We start from the raw sequence: 18,923 nt of genomic DNA, 5'->3' as shown, positions 1-18,923 counted from the left end.
ATAAGATGTGAGTGATTATCAATAAAAAACGCCCGGCCTAAGCCGGGCGTCCGTTTCCTTATGGAACAATCAATCGATGTTGAGGCTCAACTTCAGTGCCTCGAGGTCTCCGCTGTAGTTCTCCAGTACGATAACCTGATCGGCAAGCGAGCTGTCGAAGCCATCTGCATTTCCGAACCCACCGTTCGTGCTGATGTAGAGCGTCGTGCTTCCGCCCTCTTCGGCTTCGAAGCGCAGATGCTCGGGGCCGCTGTTGTTGCTGAGAAGTTCACTCAGGTCCAGCCGGTCGCCCTCTTCCAGCGAGAAGTCCTTGACCGTATCGATCGCGGCACTGCCTTCCTCGCCCTGGTCACCAAGGTTCCAGACAAAGGTATCGGCACCAAGGCCGCCAAGGAGGATGTCGTCACCCGTGCCGCCGATGAGGGTGTCGTCACCTGCCCCACCGATGAGGATATCATTACCGGCGCCACCGCTTAGGGTATCGTTACCGCCATCGGGACGGGCGCTATCCAACAGCTCCTCCCAGCGTGATTTCACAAAGGCAAGTACCTCGGCGTCGCTCGGCGCCTCACCTGGAGTGCCCTCCGCCCAACGCAGGTACTCGACCAGTCCCGCATAGCCCAGCCCATCGTGGCTGCCCGCAGTGAACGATTCACCGGTATCGCCGTTGGTCCATTCCAGATGATCCGTATTGACGCTGTCGCCGAAGATGATGTCATTGCCGTCACCGCCGGTAAGCACGTCGTCACCCAGCTCGGCCAGCTCATCGCTGCTGGAGCCGCCCTGCAGCGCGGCGGCCAGATCCTCGGCAGTATTGACGATATCGACTTCGCCAACGGGGCCTGTGACGTTTTCATATTGAGGATACTGACCAAATATATCCCACCAAGGATACCCAACGAAGAAGGTCTCGGATCCCTCACCTGAGTCATTCGTGTTGTCGAAAAATCTCAGGTAGTTCTCGCTGACCCCATTCCCGATGCCGGTCCCGTGCACCTGACTGATGTTGCTCAGAGCCTCGAATGCCTCGACGGATTCCTTGAACACCTCGTAGCTGGTACTAGTTCGCGGCCCCTGCAGGTTTCCATTTGAATCGTAATAAACCGTCGGGTCGCCATCTGTCAGGAAGTACGAGATGTTCTTGAAACCATCGGAGGCTGTAGCACCGTTGGCATTCTGGGTGTTGAACCAGGAAACAGCCTGCTGGAAAGCCGCCTCGTAGTTCGTCGTGCCATTCGCCGAGAGTGCATTAATCGCCGCGATGAGTTGGCCAACATTACCAGCGCTCAGATTCTGAATGCTGGCCGAGGTGATGGCGTGGGACGAGAAGGCGACCAATTGCACGTTGACCGTACCGTCGTGGTCCTTGAGCTGGTTGGCCAGGTTCAGCAGCGCCTGCTTGGTGAGATCCATCCGGCTCAGGCTGCCGCTCCCCGAAGCATCCGCCATGCTGCCGGACGCATCGACAATCAACGAGATATTATAATTCTCGCCGGGTTCGGTGATGGTCACATTGCCGCCGCGGTCGCCGATCAGGACATCGGAGCCGTTACCTCCTTGCAGAGCGTTATCCAAGTTATTGCCGACACCAAGGATCGGGGCGGGCGCATCCGCTTCGGAGGTCACGGTGAAGCTATCCGTTACGGAATCGCCGTCACCGTCCACACCTTCAACATGTACCGTGAACTCCATGGAGTCGGCAGGGACAGTGTCCGTATAGGAGATGTCGGTAAAGGATACCTTGATGCCATCAGTACCCGTTATCGTCACGGTGCTGAAACCGGTGATATCCACGCCCTGATCCTGCGCGGCTGCCAGCAGTTGGTCGGCAGTAATCTCGAGGGCAGACATACCAGCGGAGACCGGAACTTCGATCACCACGGATTCATTGCCATCATCCAGCGTTACAGTCAACGTGCCTGCCTTGTTAACAACAGCAATGCCCAAGCTGAAGTGTGACAACATGCCGGCAAATTCTATCTCGAAGCTTTCGCCCGAATCGAACCAGGTATTTCCGATACCGAATGCATGCCCAGCTCCGAATGTATTGGCATTGAATTGATCCTGCTGATTGCTATTGAGCAGGGTCAGCGTGGCAAAACCAAAGTCATAGTCGGGCTGAGGTGAATTGCCAATCGCCTGCGCCAGTTCGAATTCCGCAGTTTCTCCCGGGCGGGCAGCATGCTGTTCGACGGTATAGGTCTTGCCATCGTCATTCAGCGTAACGGTAAAGATCTTCGTGCCATCCGGCGCATTAATATCAATGGATGCCCCACCGGCATCACTCGTCGTCCAGCCTTCCGGTAGACCAGTGATTCCAGTAATCGTCAGCGAAGCACCTTCCTCGTCGGCACCCGTTTCGAACTCCAGTACGCCCTCCACCGTTCCAGCCTCGTTGGGCATGGTCGAGTCGGCGACCTCACCGATGCCAGGACCATCATCGTTGATGGTAATCGCCAGGCTGGCGTCGGCCGTGTCGCCATCACTGTCAGTGACACGTACGGAGAAGTTCTCTGCCTTCTGGTCATCTGCTCCGACCAGGCCTTCTTCCGGATGGTCAGAGGCCGCTTGCAGGGTATAGTTCCAGTTGCCATCGGCGTCGACAACAAGTATGCCGTACTTGCCTTCGACGCTGGTGGTCTGGCCTGTAGTAAGGTCGATGGAAATCCAGGTACCGTTCTTGTCCTGAACTTCGATCTTGGCCAATGTGTCGCCGCCGGTCTCGATGCTCATCGATCCCGAGGTCGACACATTGCCACCACCGGAACCATTGGGCAGCGCGGCCTCCCAGACAACACCCTCACCACCGTCTGCAATGATCTCGATGGTGGGCTCGGAATCGTCCTTGAGGGTCAGGGTCACCGTGGCCGTGCTGGTGTCGCCGTCGGCGTCGGTGATGGTGTACTCGAAGCTCACCACCCCTTCCTCACCCGCCGCCGGGGTGTAGGTGAAGGTACCGTCGGCGTTGTAGGCCAGCGTGCCGGTACCGGTGAGGCTGTTTGCCACCAGCGCCACGCCGCTGGTCAGGTCGACGCCGTCGGCACCGCCCGTGTCGTTGCCGAACACGTCGATAGTGACCGGTGCGTTCTCTTCTGCCTGGCTGGCCGTGTCGTCCACTGCCTGCGGCACGTCGTCGACGATGGCGATGGTCAGGCTATCGCTGGCCTCGTCGCCGTCGCTGTCGGTGACAACCAGGGTGAAGCTGTCGCTGGTCGTATCGCCGTCGGTGGCGCCGTCCAGGGTATAGGTCCAGCTGTAGCTGCCGTCGACGAGCGTGACGACCAGGGTGCCGTACGTGCCCTGCACCGTGCCGCCGCCGGTGACGTTCTCGCCGTTGATCACCAGGCTTGCCAGGCCGTCGTTGCCGGTGTCGATGGCAAGGGTACCGCTGGTGGCGTGGGAGCCGTCACCCGCCGCACTGCCGTTCGGCAGGCCGGCTTCGTCGACGCTGGCCAGGCCGTCGTTGACGTTAGGCCCACCGACCTCGATCGTCGGCTCGGAATCATCCTTGAGTGTCAGGGTCACCGTGGCCGTGCTGGTGTCGCCGTCGGCGTCGGTGATGGTGTACTCGAAGCTCACCACCCCTTCCTCACCCGCCGCCGGGGTGTAGGTGAAGGTACCGTCGGCGTTGTAGGCCAGCGTGCCGGTACCGGTGAGGCTGTTTGCCACCAGCGCCACGCCGCTGGTCAGGTCGACGCCGTCGGCACCGCCCGTGTCGTTGCCGAACACGTCGATAGTGACCGGTGCGTTCTCTTCTGCCTGGCTGGCCGTGTCGTCCACTGCCTGCGGCACGTCGTCGACGATGGCGATGGTCAGGCTATCGCTGGCCTCGTCGCCGTCGCTGTCGGTGACAACCAGGGTGAAGCTGTCGCTGGTCGTATCGCCGTCGGTGGCGCCGTCCAGGGTGTAGGTCCAGCTGTAGCTGCCGTCGACGAGCGTGACGACCAGGGTGCCGTGCGTGCCCTGCACCGTGCCGCCGCCGGTGACGTTCTCGCCGTTGATCACCAGGCTCGCCAGGCCGTCGTTGCCGGTGTCGATGGCAAGGGTACCGCTGGTGGCGTGGGAGCCGTCACCCGCCGCACTGCCGTTCGGCAGGCCGGCTTCGTCGACGCTGGCCAGGCCGTCGTTGACGTTAGGCCCACCGACCTCGATCGTCGGCTCGGAGTCTTCCGCCACCGTCACGGTCAGGGTGGCGCTGGCGGTGTCGCCGTCGGCATCGGTGATGGTGTAGTCGATCACCGCGTCGCCTTCGAAGCCCGCTGCCGGGGTGAAGGTGACCTCACCGTTGGCGTCGAAGCTCAGGCTGCCCTGGCTCGGGTTGCGCAGGCTCGCCGCGGTCAGCGTGGCACCGTCGGCACCGGCCGTATCGTTGGCCATCACGTTATAGGTGATGGGGGTGTCTTCCGCGGTCTCGGCGAGGTCGTTTACTGCGGTGGGACCGTCATCGAGGAAGTAGATAACCTTGCCAATGTCGATGGTGGCATGGGCCACATCGCCATCGCTGTCGGTCACGGTCTTGGTCAGGGAGATGACGTTGGCGAGGATATTGGCGGCATCGCTCGCACCGGTCTGTCCAGCTCCCTGGTGGGCAACGGCCCTGAGTTGGTCAAGCGTTACGAGGCCGGTTTCGGCGTTGACGCTCAGCGTGAAGACAGGCACTTCCACGCCGTCGATGACGACATAACCGACGATTTCGCCGTCCACTTCCTTGACGAGGACGGCTTCACCGGTCTGCGTATCGACCAGGCCGGAGTTGGCGCCATCGGCCACGACGCCCAGGCTGTAATCACGAGTTTCCAGGCCATCGGCACCGTACTCGGCGCTGAAGTAACCAGAGAAGTCGAACTCAGCGTCGACATCGAGATTCGACTCGTCCACGGTCAGGTTGGCAGGCGTCCACTCGACCTTGATATTGACGTCGTTGTAGTCCTTGTCGCCGCCACCATAGACGTCTTCCCAGTTGATATCGCCTTCTTCGGCATTGTTCTCGACATGGGAAGCGCCGCCCGGATTCAACGACGGATCATTGAACAGTACGGGAGCATTGTCATTCTGCCCGTTCAACTGGTCGCCATTCTGGGTGACCGCTACCCAGACGCCGTTGACTTGGACGAAATTGACGTCGGTTTCATTCTCCAGCCCCGGGTTCAGGTTCGCCCCATTGGGAATGATGAAGTAGCCGACCTCGCCAGGTGCGTAACCTTCGAGAACATAGCTGGCGCCCTTGTCATGCTTGACGTTGCCCCAGATGACCATACCGATCGTCGGGTTGCCGTTCTCGTCCTTGATGTAGTAGCCAAAGCTGTTGTTGTAGCCGGCAAGGCTATTCAAGTTGGTAATGACGACTTCATGACCGGAGGGATCGGTACCCTCGACGCTCGGCAGGTCATCGTCGACCCGCACGCTGATGCTACCAGGCGCGGAGACGTCACCGTCGCTGTCGGAGGCCACGACTTGTACGCCACCGATGGTGAGTTCATCCACGTTGACATGGTGCGGCAGGTTGCCGATCAATTCGACATTGACCGACACCGTTCCCGACTGACCCGCGGCGATTGCGTCACCGTTCAGGGTCAGCTTGAGCACCGGCTCGCCGTCGAGGCTACCGATCAGCTCACCCGCTTCGTTGATTTCCCAGGTCAGCTCGATGCCTTCTTCGAGGCCGCTCACGCTGATGGCGCCCGGATTGACGAAGGCGAAGTCGACGATATTGTCGCTACCAGCAGTGAAGGTGAGCTCTGCCTGGGCATTCGCCAGTTCGGTGTCGCCATCCTCGCGCAGGCCACGCTCGTCGACCACCAGGTCAACCGTGCCGCCCTCACCGTTTTCGCCACCCGGCGTCGGACCCTCACCGTCCTTGATCTTGATCCGGTGAGTATCACTGGCCCGGTCACCGTCTCCGTCGATCACGATCAGTTCAAAGCTCACCGGCACCTTGCCGTTGCTGTGATCAAGATTGGTGCCGGCCACGAAGGTCCAGGTGCCGTTCTCATTGATAGTCAGCGTACCTTCAGGCAGCTCATATGCATGACCGATCTGCAGCGCCTGCTCGGGACCACCGTTGATGGAGATGAGCTGCTGAGCGCCTTCGCTGTCGGCGCCAGACTGGGTGCTCCAGGTACCGGTAACAGCCTCGCCACCTTCGATAGCACCACGAGCGCCAGCCAGGTCGGCCTCTGGCGCATCGTCGATGACCTTCACTTTCAAATTGCTGCTTGCGGTGTCGCCGTCACGATCCGTGATCGTAATGGAGAAGTTACGGATCAGAGCGTCATCTTCGCTGCCGGCATGGGTCTTGTTACCCTGCAGGGTGTACGCATAGCTGACGAGATATCCACCGAGGGGCAGCGGCGTAATGCCGGTGACCTCGAGCCTGTAGCCGTCCGGTACGTCGATGGAGGCGCCGTCGAAGTTGAAGCTGCCATCTTCGTTGCGCGTCACGATCAGCGTCTGCTGGTCGTCGCCTTCGCCGATGGAAATGGTCAGCTGCTCGAGACCGTCCACCGCGTTGACGAGGAAACCGCCGCTCTGGGTCAGCTCACCGGCGTTGGGATTCGTTCCATTCGCCAGATTCGCCTCGTCGACGACGAGATGCGCCCCTTGACCAGACACCGGGTTGACGATGTATACCGGCATATCCAGGCCCTTGACGCTCAGCGTGGCCGTGTCTGTATCTCCATCTCCATCGGTCAGGGTGTAGGTGAACTTGTCCAGGAACAGGCCCTGGTGATCCGGTGTCGATGTGCGCTCATAGGTGTAACTACCATCTGCTCTGATAGTCAGCAGGCCATGGGCACCCTGGATGGTGGCGGAGCCATCGACCAGCTCGACAGTTTCTCCATCAAACGTGATGTGGGTCACCTGCGCACCGTCCGCACCTTGCTCGTCATTGTTCATGACGTTGCCGGACTTCTCGAAGCGGCCCAGTTGTACGAGGGACAAGTCGTTGTTGGCCTGCGGGCCGTCATCGACGAAGCTGAGCTGGCCGCCCAAGTCGATACCGGCGGTGATGGTGTCGCCATCGCTGTCAGTCGCCGTGGCATTGAGCGTAAGGCCGCTGCCTGCCAAGCCCAACACATCGGCCGGATTGGTGCCGTCAGGGTGTGACAGGGCGAGGTGCTGGGTCAGGGTGACCTCGCCGGTAGCAGCGTTGACGGTAATGGTGAAAGCCACACGGCCATCGGCAGCCTGGCCGATGATGGTGCCGTTATCGTCGATCAGGGTAATGGCCTGGCCACCGTCTGTCGTTGCAAGGCCAGTCACGCCATCGCCGTCAATGCTCAGGCTGTAGCTGACGTTTCCTTCACCATCGGCGCCAAAGGCGACGGAAAAGGCTCCGGAGAAGTCGGCTGTTGCCGGCTCGCCGAAGGCGCTTTCATCGACTCCAAGCTCAGCCAAGTCGCTGGGGTTGGGCTCGACGCTCGGCATGTCGTCGACGACGGTGATGCTGCCGCTCAGGTCGGCCGACAGGCTGTCGCTGATCACGTCGCCGTCGCTATCGGTCACGGTGACCGTGGCGGTGACACCCACCAGACCGGCCGGCGGGCCGACACTATCCACACCCTGCTCGGGGTGATCCAACGGGCCGGACTGCGTCACGGTGACCGCGCCGGTAGCGGCGTCGAGTTCGATGCGCAGCACTTCGTTGCCGTCGGCGGTGCCGATGACGACGCCGTCGACCAGGGTGAAGACGATCGGCTCACCGCCGCTGGTGAGGCTGTGCTGGACGTTGCCCAGGGTCAGGGCGTAGCCGTCGATGACGGTACTACCGGCACCGTCGGCGCCGTACTGGGCGGTAACGGCGGCGTCGAAGGCCACGGCCACGCTGCCGGTGGCGACGGACGTGCCGTCGAGGGTCTCGCTGTCCTGGGTCTCGAGGGCCACGTCACCCAGATCGACGTCGCCCAGCTCGACGCTCGGCATGTCGTCGACAACGGTGATGCTGCCGCTCAGGTCCGCCGACAGGCTGTCGCTGATCACGTCGCCGTCGGCGTCGGTCACGGTGACCGTGGCGGTGACACCCACCAGACCGGCCGGCAGGCCGACACTATCCACACCCTGCTCGGGGTGATCCACCGGGCCGGACTGCGTCACGGTGACCGCCCCGGTGGCGGCGTCGAGTTCGATGCGCAGCACTTCGTTGCCGTCGGCGGTGCCGATGACGACGCCGTCGACCAGGGTGAAGACGATCGGCTCGCCGCCGCTGGTGAGGCTGTGCTGGACGTTGCCCAGGGTCAGGGCGTAGCCGTCGATGACGGTACTACCGGCACCGTCGGCGCCGTACTGGGCGGTGACGGCGGCGTCGAAGGCCGCGGCCACGCTGCCGGTGGCGACGGACGTGCCGTCGAGGGTCTCGCTGTCCTGGGTCTCGAGGGCCACGTCACCCAGATCGACGTCGCCCAGCTCGACGCTCGGCATGTCGTCGACAACGGTGATGCTGCCGCTCAGGTCCGCCGACAGGCTGTCGCTGATCACGTCGCCGTCGGCGTCGGTCACGGTGACCGTGGCGGTGACACCCACCAGACCGGCCGGCAGGCCGACGCTGTCCACACCCTGCTCGGGGTGATCCACCGGGCCGGACTGCGTCACGGTGACCGCCCCGGTGGCGGCGTCGAGTTCGATGCGCAGCACTTCGTTGCCGTCGGCGGTGCCGATGACGACGCCGTCGACCAGGGTGAAGACGATCGGCTCGCCACCGCTGGTGAGGCTGTGCTGGACGTTGCCCAGGGTCAGGGTGTAGCCGTCGATGACGGTACTGCCGGCACCGTCGGCGCCGTACTGGGCGGTGACGGCGGCCTCGAAGGCCGCGGCCACGCTACCGGTGGCGACGGACGTGCCGTCGAGGGTCTCGCTGTCCTGGGTCTCGAGGGCCACGTCACCGAGGTCGACGCTGCCCAGTTCGAGGCTCGGCATATCATCCAGAATCGTGATATTCAGCGTGCCAGTCGCCGTGCCGCTGGTGCTGGTCACGGTGTAGACCAGACTGGCCAGCGCCTCGTCCATGCCTTCTTCATGAAGCAAGCTGTTCAACTGCGTGAGCGTGAACTCTCCGGTTCCGGGATTGACCTGAATGGTAAAAATATTCAGGTCACGGGCAGGCGAGAAGGCAGTCAGCGTGTTTGAGGAGGCATCCCAGCTGTAAATGATGGTTTCCTGGCCTACCTGCGCCTGCACGCCGTCCATGTCAGCGAAGGTGACGCTGCCATTGACGCCAGTCCCGAAGGAGAACGGCAATACGCCGGTGACGACCGATCCCGTTTCGCTCAGCGTTTGTGCATCGAACAGTGGAGCATCGAGAATGCCGGCGGACGGCTCGACGATATCGAAGAAGGCGCCTTCGATTTCAGGCAGATCGTTCTCCTGCCCCAGACCAAACTCGAACGCCAGCGGGTTGACGTCCTCTGCAATTCGCGCCAGGCGCACGAAGCTATGACCACCGTCGGCGCCACCACCGGGGCCGGCACCGGCTGCGGTGGCATCGAGTATATCGAGCAGGTCGACACTGTCGTCGTCCAGCGCCGTCAGCAGGGCTTCGAGATCTTCGTCCAGGGCAGCGAATTCGGAGGCATCGACCGCCTCATCGGCATCGAGCTCCGGTGTCATGACCACTTGCTCACCGCCTTCGACCAGTACCGGATCGATTCCGTCGGCGAAGTCGAGTTGGGCGCTTCCGTTATCGGAGGTGACCAGCACTTCACCTTCCTGAAGGGTATCTCCCACGCGCAATTCGCGCAGATTGCCCTCGGCGTCGCGCGCCCAGGCTTGGCCGGTAATCGAGATAACTGTGGCGATGGCCATGACATGGCTCCCTGTGTCGTCTGTGTTTTTTTCAATTATTTGTTCAAGGGGTACAGCCGGTACTTTTACTCATGACGACACACATTAGGTTACAAGTGGAAACATGAATATTGGACCGATGGACAAGTCGGGAATAAAGCCGGACACATACGAAATAACGGCTTGGCGAATATTCGGCAAGCCGTTATTTTTAAAAGAAAGACAACTCGTTGACTAAGTGACGTTCTCGCCCTGCTTCGCCAGCCGGAGTACCAGCTGCATGCGATCGCGAACGCCAAGCTTGCGGAATACCGCCCCGAGATGTGCCTTGACCGTGCGCTCGGTGATGTCGAGCTGTCGAGCAACCTCCTTGTTGGTGCGGCCTTCCGCCACCGCCAGTGCCACGGCACGCTCGCGCTCCGTCAGCGTGGACAAGCTCTCCTGCGGCAGACTTTCACGCCCCCCCAGCGTGACGAATGCAACGCCAACCACCTTGCTGAGCAACTCTGCCGGGACCCATATCCCCTGGTTGGCGGTAACCAGGGCCACCTGCCCCAGCAGTTCAGGCGGGGAAAGCGCATGAACATAGCCACGCGCACCGGCCTGTAGCGCCTTGAGGGCTTCTGCTTCATTTGGCGCCAATGACATGACGACAATGATGGCACCCTGAGCAGCTAGCACGACTGACAATGCCGGCCAATCCGGATGATCCGTCATCAGCCAGATACGATCCCCACTGTCGACCATGACCCGAGCCTGGTCCGGATTGATGCGCCGAACATCGGGAAAGGCGCTGTGCAGCCGTGGAATCTCTGCACGCCTCTGACTAACGAACAGGACTGCCATCATCGTTCCCCCATGGAGTTGCTCCATGCCCGCAGTACGGGTTTGAGCAGATACTGCATCACGGTGCGCTTACCGGTCATGATGTCGACCTGAGCCGTCATGCCGGGCATGACCTGAATATCGCTGCCCAGGTTTTCTCCTTCGACCGTTCTCACACGCACCAGGTAGAAGGTGTTGTCGTCGTCGTCAGTGATGGTGTCGGCGCTTATGTGATCCAACTGGGCCTCGAGCCCACCGTAGATGGCGAAGTCATAGGCGGTCAGCTTGATGGTCGCCGGCTGGCCGGGGCGCAGGAAGGCGATATCCTGCGGCGCAATTCGTGCTTCGACCAGCAGTTGATCGTCACTGGGTATGATATCCACCACGTCCTGCCCAGGCTGCACCACACCGCCAAGGGTATTGATACCCAGGCGCTGCACGATGCCATCCACCGGGGAACGAACCTCGGCGAGGCGCACTCGATCCTGCAGGCCGGCACTGGACTCATCGAGCGCTCCAAGATCCCCGATGGTCAGAGCCAGGTCGTTGCGCCATTCGCTGCGCCGTTCGGCGCCAATCTCGCGTAGCTGGGTACGCGCCTCTTCTACGGCGGCCTCGAGGCGCGCGACGGAAGCCGCGGCCTGGTTGCGCTCGCCGGTGGCACGCGAAACTTCACGCTCGAGGCGCAGGATGTCGACCTCCGAAACCGCCCCTGAGGCCAGCAGGGGCCGCGTCAGGTTCAGCTCCTGGCTGGACATGTTGGCCTCGCGCTGAGCAGTGTCTCGCCGCGCTTTTGCCTCGTTGAGCTCTTCTTCTCGCTGCCGGATGCGGTCGCGCAGAATACTCTCCTGTTCGCGCAGCTCCTCGCGCCGGCTCTCGTAGACTTCACGCTCCTGGGCGATGATATCGGGCGCCTCGTTGCGTAGGTCGTCGTCGGGATTGAAGGGGGTGTCGGTGACCAGGGCCCTGAGCCGCTCGGCACGGGCGCGAAGGGCCAATGCCTGTGCGCGATTCTCACGGAAGTTGGCAACGAAGCGAGTGGGGTCGATGCGCATCAGCACTTGTCCCGCTTCGACCATCTCCCCTTCACGCACCATGATCTGCTGCACCACACCGCCATCGAAGGACTGAACCTTCTGCAACTGACTGGAGGGAATCACTCGCCCGGTTCCACGCGTCACCTCGTCGATCGAGGCAAAGTAGGCCCATGCGATCAGCGCGCCGAAGGCAAGCAACACGGTGTAGAGGAAGAGCCGTGCCCGGATCGGGTCCTGCTGCATGCGCGCCCAGTCGGCATCGCTGGCCCAGTCGCGATTGAGGTGGGCGGAAGTCACCCGCTTGGAGAACAGACGATCCATGAAGGGGCGGAATGGCCGGCCGCCGACGTCGGTGAAACGCCCGATTGCCTCGAAGCCTTGCTGCTCTGCACTCTTGCCCTTGGCCTTGGGAGACGTGACGGTCATCAGTTGGCCCTCCCGATCTGGCCCTTGCGCAGGGCTTCCACGACCTTGTCGCGCGGCCCATCGGCGACGACCTTGCCGGCATCGATCACGATGATGCGATCGACCAGGGACAACAGCGAGGTACGATGGGTCACCACGACCAGTGTCTTGCCTTGCCCGTACTCCTTGAGGCTGACCTTGAAGGCTTCCTCGCTGGCATGGTCCATGGAGCTGGTGGGTTCATCGAGCAACAAAATCTGCGGATCGTGAACCAGCGCCCGAGCGATGGCCACGGCCTGGCGCTGGCCACCGGAGAGCATCTGGCCGCGCTCGCCCACCTGGAGCTCGACGCCCTGCGGATGGCCATTGACCAGGCTTTCCAGGCCACTGAGCTTGATCGCCCGCAGCAGCGCCTCGTCATCGACGCCATCGCTACCGCCACCGGCCACGATGTTGTCGCGCAACGAACCGAAGAACAGGCTGACGTCCTGCGGCACGTAGCCGATGTGCCGCCGCAGCTCCACGGGATCGAACTGACGCAGATCGACGCCATCGAGCAATACCGAGCCCGCCGTGGGGGCATACAGCCCCAGCAAAAGCTTGTTGAGCGAGGTCTTGCCGCAACCGACGCGCCCCAGCAGGGCCACCTTCTCGCCGGGCTCGATCTTGAGCGAGATGTCGCGCAGTGCATCTCGCTCCTCGTCTGGATAGCGCAGCGAGGCCTTGTCGAAGCGGAGCTCGCCGCGAATGACCGGCCGAGTGATGAACGACTTGCCCTCGGGGCGCTCCACTGGGCGCTGCATGACATCGTCGAGGGACTTGAGCGCAGTAGCCGACTGATGGTACTGGGCCAACAACGCGGCAGCCTGGCTAACCGGTGCCATGGCGCGTGACGACAGCATGTAGGCGGCAATCAGCCCACCCTGGGTGAGATTGCCGTCGATGATCAGGTAGACGCCGATCAGGATCACGCATACCGCGACGGTATGCTGGGCCCACATCGCCACGTTGGAAACCGAGGTGCTGACCAGGCGCAGTTGCGCCGAGGTACGTGAGAGAAAGGCCGTGGCCTTCTCCCAGGATCCCTGCAGGCGGCTCTCGGCGCGCAACGTCTTGACCGTTTCCAGCTGCGAGAGGGATTCCACCAGGTTGGCATTGCGCTGGGCACTGACTCGCCAAGTGGTCTCGGAAAGTTCGTGCAACTTGCCCTGAGCCGCCATGGCATAGAGCAGCACGATGACGATGCCGGCCAGCACGGGCAGCGCCAACGGCGCACCGATCAACGCAATGATGGCGGCAAAAAACAGGACGAAAGGCAGGTCCACCAGCGCCACCACCGTGGCCGAGCCAATGAACGAGCGCACCGACTCGAAGGATTGCAGGGTCGAGGCGAACGAACCGGTCGAGGCGGGACGGGCTTCCATACGCAGGCCCAGCACCTGGGCCATGATCTTCGACGACAGCTTGACATCGGCCCGGCTCGCGGCCAAGTCGATGAAAGCGCTGCGCATCAGGCGCAGCACCAGATCGAAACAGAGCACGATGAAGATACCGGCAGCCAGTACCCACAGCGTCTCGGTGGCGTGATTGGGCACCACACGGTCATAGACGTTCAGCACGAACAGTGGCATGGCCACGGCAAACAGATTGATGACTATTGAGCCGGCGATCACATCGCGATAGAGCCGACGGTTCTCACGTATGACGCCCCAGAACCAATGGCGAGAACGTTGCTTGTCGACCTCGGGGCCCCGAGCATCGAAGCGGAAACGCGGGCGTACGTAGATGGCCTGGCCGCTGTAGCTCTGTGTCAGGCCATCGAGATCGACCTCGCTCGCGGCATCACCAAGCTCGGGAAAGATCACCTTGGCGCGGCGCGTCTTGAGATCGAGCGCCACGAGTACGCAAGCACGACCCGGCTCCAGAAGGAGTACGGCAGGGAACAGTGCGGGGTTGAGCTGTACGATACGACTCTTGACGATGCGTGCCGTCATTCCGGCCCGAGCAGCAGCTCGTGGGAAAACGCCAGGCGTCAGGCGACCCTCTTCCAACGGCAGGCCAGCGGTCAACGAATCGGACGTTACCGCATGGTCATGGGCAAGAGCGATGGTTTGCAGGCACTCGAGCAGCTCGTCGCGAACGGCGGAGCGGGCGGCACCCAGGGAGGAATCCAGTACTTCTTGCTGTGTCACAGGGACCTCGGGTATGAGGCCCGTCCGGCACTGCCGGACGGGATGGCGCTATACAACGATCGCTGCCCGTGTCGAGCGAACCCGCGACAGGCAGCATTTACCCCAGGTCGTTCAGCCTTGTACGACGTAGCTATCGGCATAGCCAAGGCGCTTCAGTTCGGCACGCAGTGCCGCCAGTTCGCCGGGGTCGCCGATGGGGCCAAGCTGCACCCGATGCAGGTCGGAAGTGCTGACCAATCGCATCGGCTGGGCAAAGGTGTCACTGAGCTGGTGGCCGACATTCTGTGCACGCTCGGGGTTACTGAGCGCTACCACCTGCAGATAGGCCCCCTGCTGAATGCTCTCCACCTGCCGCTCGACCTGCGCCACGGCTTCCAGCTCGCCATAGACGCTGGCCACGGGCTGGGTCTCGGCCCAGACAGAGGCAGCGTTCGATTGAGGCCACTGCTGCACGGCGCCCAGGTCGAGGTTTTCGCCCACTCTCTCGAGGGTGACCTCGACGCGGCGATTCTGGCGACGCCCTTCCACCGTGTCGTTGGTGGCAACGGGCTGCCGCGAGCCATAGCCGCGGGTCTGGATCAAGCCGCGATCGACACCCTGGCTGGCCAGGTACTCCGCCACACTGTCGGCACGACGCTGAGAGAGCGGGTCGTTGATGGCATCGCTGCCGGTGCTGTCGGCATGGCCGGCGATGAACACCCGCGCCAGGTCGGTACGATTGCGGATCTGACCCGCCAGCTCGGCGAGTTCCTGACGTGCATCGGATCCGAGCTCTGCGCTGTTGATAGCGAACAGGGCATCGGCAGAGAGCGTGATATCGGGAGCTCGGGTCGGAGCCGGCGCGCTGATGCCGCGGGTGAAATCCGCCAGGGTATAGCCACTCGGACCTTCGACCGGGCAGAGAATACTGGGGTCAAGTGCCACCCCGTCGCTGCCCAGTTCGGCCAGGGTCGGCATGTCGTCGCGCATCACGCCCAGGGCTTGCATCAGCTGACCCATGGCGGCAAGCGTACGCGCATCGGCCAAGGCAATGTCGTACTCGGCATTGGTATAGGCCCGGCTTGCCTCGAAGTATTCGTTCTCGCTGTCGAGCACGTCGAGCAAGGTGCGCTGACCGATATCGAACTGCTGCTGATACGCACCACGAACACGGTCGATCGACTGGCGATGCTCGTTGAGGTAGCGAATCTGCTCGCGCAAACGCTGGGTATCGTTAAAGGCGATCTGGGTGGTCTGGCGCACGTTGGTACACGCCAGGTCGCGCTGATCGACCGCTTGTTCGACACGGTCACTGGCTGCGCGGAACGAGGCCAGATCGCTGCCGCCACGGTACAGGTTCATACTGGCGACCAGCTCGATGCTGTGGCGATCGCGCCGACCGAAGCCGTCGTAGCCGTTCTCGTTGTTGTTGGTGCCGGTACGGCCACGCAGGTCCAGGCGCGGCTGGAATCCGGCCTTGCTACCGGATTGTTCCGCCCTTGCCGCTTCGATGTTCTCGATGGCAGCGTGGAAATCGGGGTTGCCCTGGAATGCCAGGTTGACCGCCTCGGCCACCGAAGGGGGCAGTCGGTCGTCGAGCTGCGGTGCCGGAGCCAGGTTTTCGGCCGGCAGGCTGCCGACGATGCGCTGGTAGCGCGCCGTGACGTCATGGAGATTCGAAGCCTCGGTCATCAGGTTCGACTCGGCCAGGGCCAGACGACCGCTGATCTGCTCGAGGTCGACACCGCGTCCGGCACCGGAACGCACACGCTCTTCGATCTGGTTGAAAACGCGCAGGTGGTCGGCGTAGTTGCTCTGGGCCAGGCGTACCAGCTCTCGATAACGGCTGACGTCGAGATAGGCCTGGGTGGCTTCCAGCGCCACGTTCTCGCTGGCACCGAGCAGCTCGTAGTAGCGCACCAGTTCGGCGCGATCGAGGCGTTCGACTTCACTGCGGGTGGCGAAGCCGTCGTAGAGCATCTGTGACAGACGCAGTTCGGCGAAATCGGTATCGTAGCTGCCGCGCCCGTCGCCCTCCCGCTCCTCGCGGCCGATGCCTGCGGCCAGGTCGATGCTCGGAAGATAGTTGCCACGCGCCACGCCGACATCATGCCCGGCGGCGCTCAACCCGTTCAGGGCGGCCTTGACCTCGGGGTTGGTGGTCAGTGCTTGGCGCACCACCTGCTGGATATCGGCAGAACCCGGCGCCGCCAGGCCTGGCGGCAGGGTCTGAGCCACCGCAGCGGCTACCGGAAGGAGTGCCAGGGAGGTACCCACCATCATGGCTTTGGCCAGTCGATGAGTACGAGAAAAGTCAATCGCATTTGTCATGGGTGTTCCCTTTCATGATTCGGATGCCCCGTCTGCACAGGCAATCCGTCGAGTTGTGAAGACATATTCTTGTTATTACGGGGCTCATCCGGAGTAGCCGGATGGTGCATCCATTCCCGATTCCCTTGGATACTTCGTTGGTTACCTTGACTTGCCTGGCCGGCATCGTTTCGTGTAACAATATTGTAACCCAATAATCCTTTTTTCCGGCCGTCAGGAGTTGCTTGTTCTGCCTGGTTACCCGTCAGGCATAGTTGTTACATAATTGTAAGCTAGCGTAACCGAGGCGGTAGAAAAGTCCAATAGTTTCTCGTCACCCTTTTTCAACCTTTGGCATGACATAAATTATGATGAGTCCGACTGTACGTGAGCATACCCCGACCAGATCCCTCGCCTAGCGGCAACGCTCTCCCGGCGACCGGCAAACATGCTATCGTCAGCCCATGATCGACATGAGCCATCAGCACAAGGAGAGACATCATGTCTGCCTCATCCGAGATCCAGAAAACGCGCGTCATCAACGAGCTGCGCGGTTTCATCAAGAAACTGCTCCAGGAGCCCCAGATTCTGGATCGCTCCCTGGAGATCGCGCGCCGCCATTACGGTGAGGGCAACCCTGAGGGCGCCCAGGCACGCATCGCCAATGAGATTTCCGATACCACCAGCGTGCACATTCCCGAGGACCCGCAGGAGCACTCTGAAGCCGACAAGCTGTTCCTGGAGCTGCTCAAGGAAGTGGTCAGCGAGGAGCAAGCCCTTTACTGAACCGGCAATGATCCGAGCGGGTGCCCCTGGCGCCCGCTGCAACCGCCCTGACTGCTAACCGGACGCACGTCGACACCATTGCTCTGGTATAATGGCAAGCAATTGTTTTCCAAATCTTTTACAAGTAACTTGCCATGTATTACCTGCTGAAGCTGTTTCCCGAAATCACCATCAAGTCACGTTCCGTGCGCCGCCAGATGACACGCTGTCTGGTCGGCAACATCCGTAACGTGCTGCGTCCGCTGGGCGATGACGTGCACGTACAGGGCGGCTGGGATGCCTTGAAGGTGCGGATACCCGACGGCGCCTCGACGAAGTGGCGCAGCCGTTTGGAAGAGATGCTGTGCCGCATCCCCGGCATTCACGAGGTGCAGTGTGTCGAAGAAGTCCCTTTCCGCTCCTTTACCGACACGACCGAGCGGCTGCTACCGGTCTGGCGAGATGCCATCGCCGGAAGAGCCTTCCGCATCACGGTGAAGCGACGGGGAGTGCATGATTTCACCTCGGAGGACCTTGAGCGCCACCTCGGCAGGGAACTGCTCGATGCTGCGCCTGGCTCCCGGGTTCGGCTCAAGGAGCCGGATGTCGACGTGAGGGTGGATGTGGTCGAAAGCCGCCTGCGCCTGGTGCGCCAGCGCTGGCCGGGGCTGGGCGGTTACCCCTTGGGGCTGCAGGGCCAGGCCTTGGCGCTGATCTCGGGCGGCTACGACTCGCCGGTGGCGGCTTGGAAGATGATGCGACGCGGCATCAAGACGCATTTCCTGTTCTTCGAACTCGGCGGAGCCGGACACGAGGCCGCCGTGCGCGAGGTTTCGTCCCACCTGTGGGAGACCTACGGCCGCTCGCATCGGGTGAAGTTCTTCTCGGTACCGTTCGAAGGCGTGGTGGCGGAATTGCAGCGCAGCATACCCGACGGTCTCATCGGCGTGGTACTCAAGCGAATGATGGTACGGGCAGCAAACCGCATCGCATCGCGCGCACGCATTCCCATGCTGGTGACCGGGGATGCCATCGCTCAGGTGTCGAGCCAGAGCCTGACCAATCTCGTGCTCATCGATGAAGCCAGCGACGTGCCGATCCTGCGCCCGCTGATTGCCGAGGATAAGCAGACGATCATCGATACCGCCCGCCAGATCGGCACCGCCGCTTTCGCCGAAGGCATGCCGGAGGTGTGCGGCGCCGTCTCCCAGCGGCCCAATACCCAGGCGCGCCATGACAAGGTCGCCGACGCCGAGGAGAATTTCGACTTCAGCGTGCTCGAGGCAGCCGTAGAGCTGGCCGTGCTGACTCGCTCCGACCGGCTCCTGGAGCCGCAGCCAGACAGCGAGCCGCAGTTGGAAGTGGTAACCGACCTGCAGGCAGCAGCCAACGACTCCATCGTCAGCGTGATCGACATCCGCCCTGCGGCTGAGCGCGAGGCCGCGCCGCTCATGCTCGATCAGGTGGAGTGCCTGGAAATTCCCTTCTTCGAACTCCAGTCGCGTGCCGAGTCGCTGCCCGATGACCGCCGCTACCTGCTCTACTGCGACCAGGGCGTGATGAGCCGCATGCAGGCCATGCACTTGCACGACCGGGGGTTCAGGCACTTCGGGGTCTATCGCACTTCTTGACG

General features: G+C 62.2%; 7 protein-coding genes. 2 read left to right on the top strand and 5 right to left on the bottom strand.

Features of this window, described 5'->3' with window-relative positions; genetic code table 11:
• Positions 1-69 precede the first annotated feature (69 nt).
• From ACRWQA_RS09135 to ACRWQA_RS09115, 5 genes are all read right to left on the bottom strand, one after another.
• Complete coding sequence (locus ACRWQA_RS09135) at positions 70-9,798, bottom strand: retention module-containing protein (RefSeq protein ID WP_446326272.1); 9,729 nt, start codon at positions 9,796-9,798, stop codon at positions 70-72.
• A 213-nt stretch (positions 9,799-10,011) separates the two neighbouring features.
• Positions 10,012-10,626 carry a response regulator transcription factor gene (locus ACRWQA_RS09130; RefSeq protein WP_263580153.1) on the bottom strand — a complete coding sequence of 205 codons (615 nt, stop codon included), beginning with the start codon at positions 10,624-10,626 and terminating at the stop codon, positions 10,012-10,014.
• Complete coding sequence (locus ACRWQA_RS09125; protein ID WP_434229407.1) at positions 10,623-12,065, bottom strand: HlyD family type I secretion periplasmic adaptor subunit; 1,443 nt, start codon at positions 12,063-12,065, stop codon at positions 10,623-10,625. The genes ACRWQA_RS09130 and ACRWQA_RS09125 overlap by 4 nt, the downstream gene beginning before the upstream one ends.
• Positions 12,065-14,236 (bottom strand): type I secretion system permease/ATPase, encoded by a 2,172-nt coding sequence (locus tag ACRWQA_RS09120; RefSeq protein WP_434229408.1) that lies wholly within the window; start codon positions 14,234-14,236, stop codon positions 12,065-12,067. Before ACRWQA_RS09120 ends, ACRWQA_RS09125 begins: the two co-directional genes overlap by 1 nt.
• Positions 14,237-14,347: 111 nt before the next feature.
• A complete protein-coding gene (locus ACRWQA_RS09115; protein ID WP_434229410.1) occupies positions 14,348-16,546 on the bottom strand; it encodes a TolC family outer membrane protein in 2,199 nt (732 codons plus the stop codon).
• 480 nt (positions 16,547-17,026) lie between these two features.
• On the opposite strand from ACRWQA_RS09115, the gene ACRWQA_RS09110 reads away from it, so the two are divergent.
• Both ACRWQA_RS09110 and thiI read left to right on the top strand, forming a co-directional pair.
• Positions 17,027-17,311 (top strand): hypothetical protein, encoded by a 285-nt coding sequence (locus tag ACRWQA_RS09110; protein WP_263580157.1) that lies wholly within the window; start codon positions 17,027-17,029, stop codon positions 17,309-17,311.
• A gap of 134 nt (positions 17,312-17,445) precedes the next feature.
• On the top strand, positions 17,446-18,921 hold the full coding sequence (gene thiI, locus ACRWQA_RS09105; RefSeq protein ID WP_434229411.1) for a tRNA uracil 4-sulfurtransferase ThiI: 1,476 nt from the start codon (positions 17,446-17,448) through the stop codon (positions 18,919-18,921).
• The last annotated feature ends 2 nt before the right edge of the window (positions 18,922-18,923 follow it).

The sequence above is a fragment of the Billgrantia sp. C5P2 genome, assembly GCF_051062895.2.
Note: the sequence above shows the minus strand (reverse complement) of the source record. Positions and strands in the feature narration are given on the sequence as shown.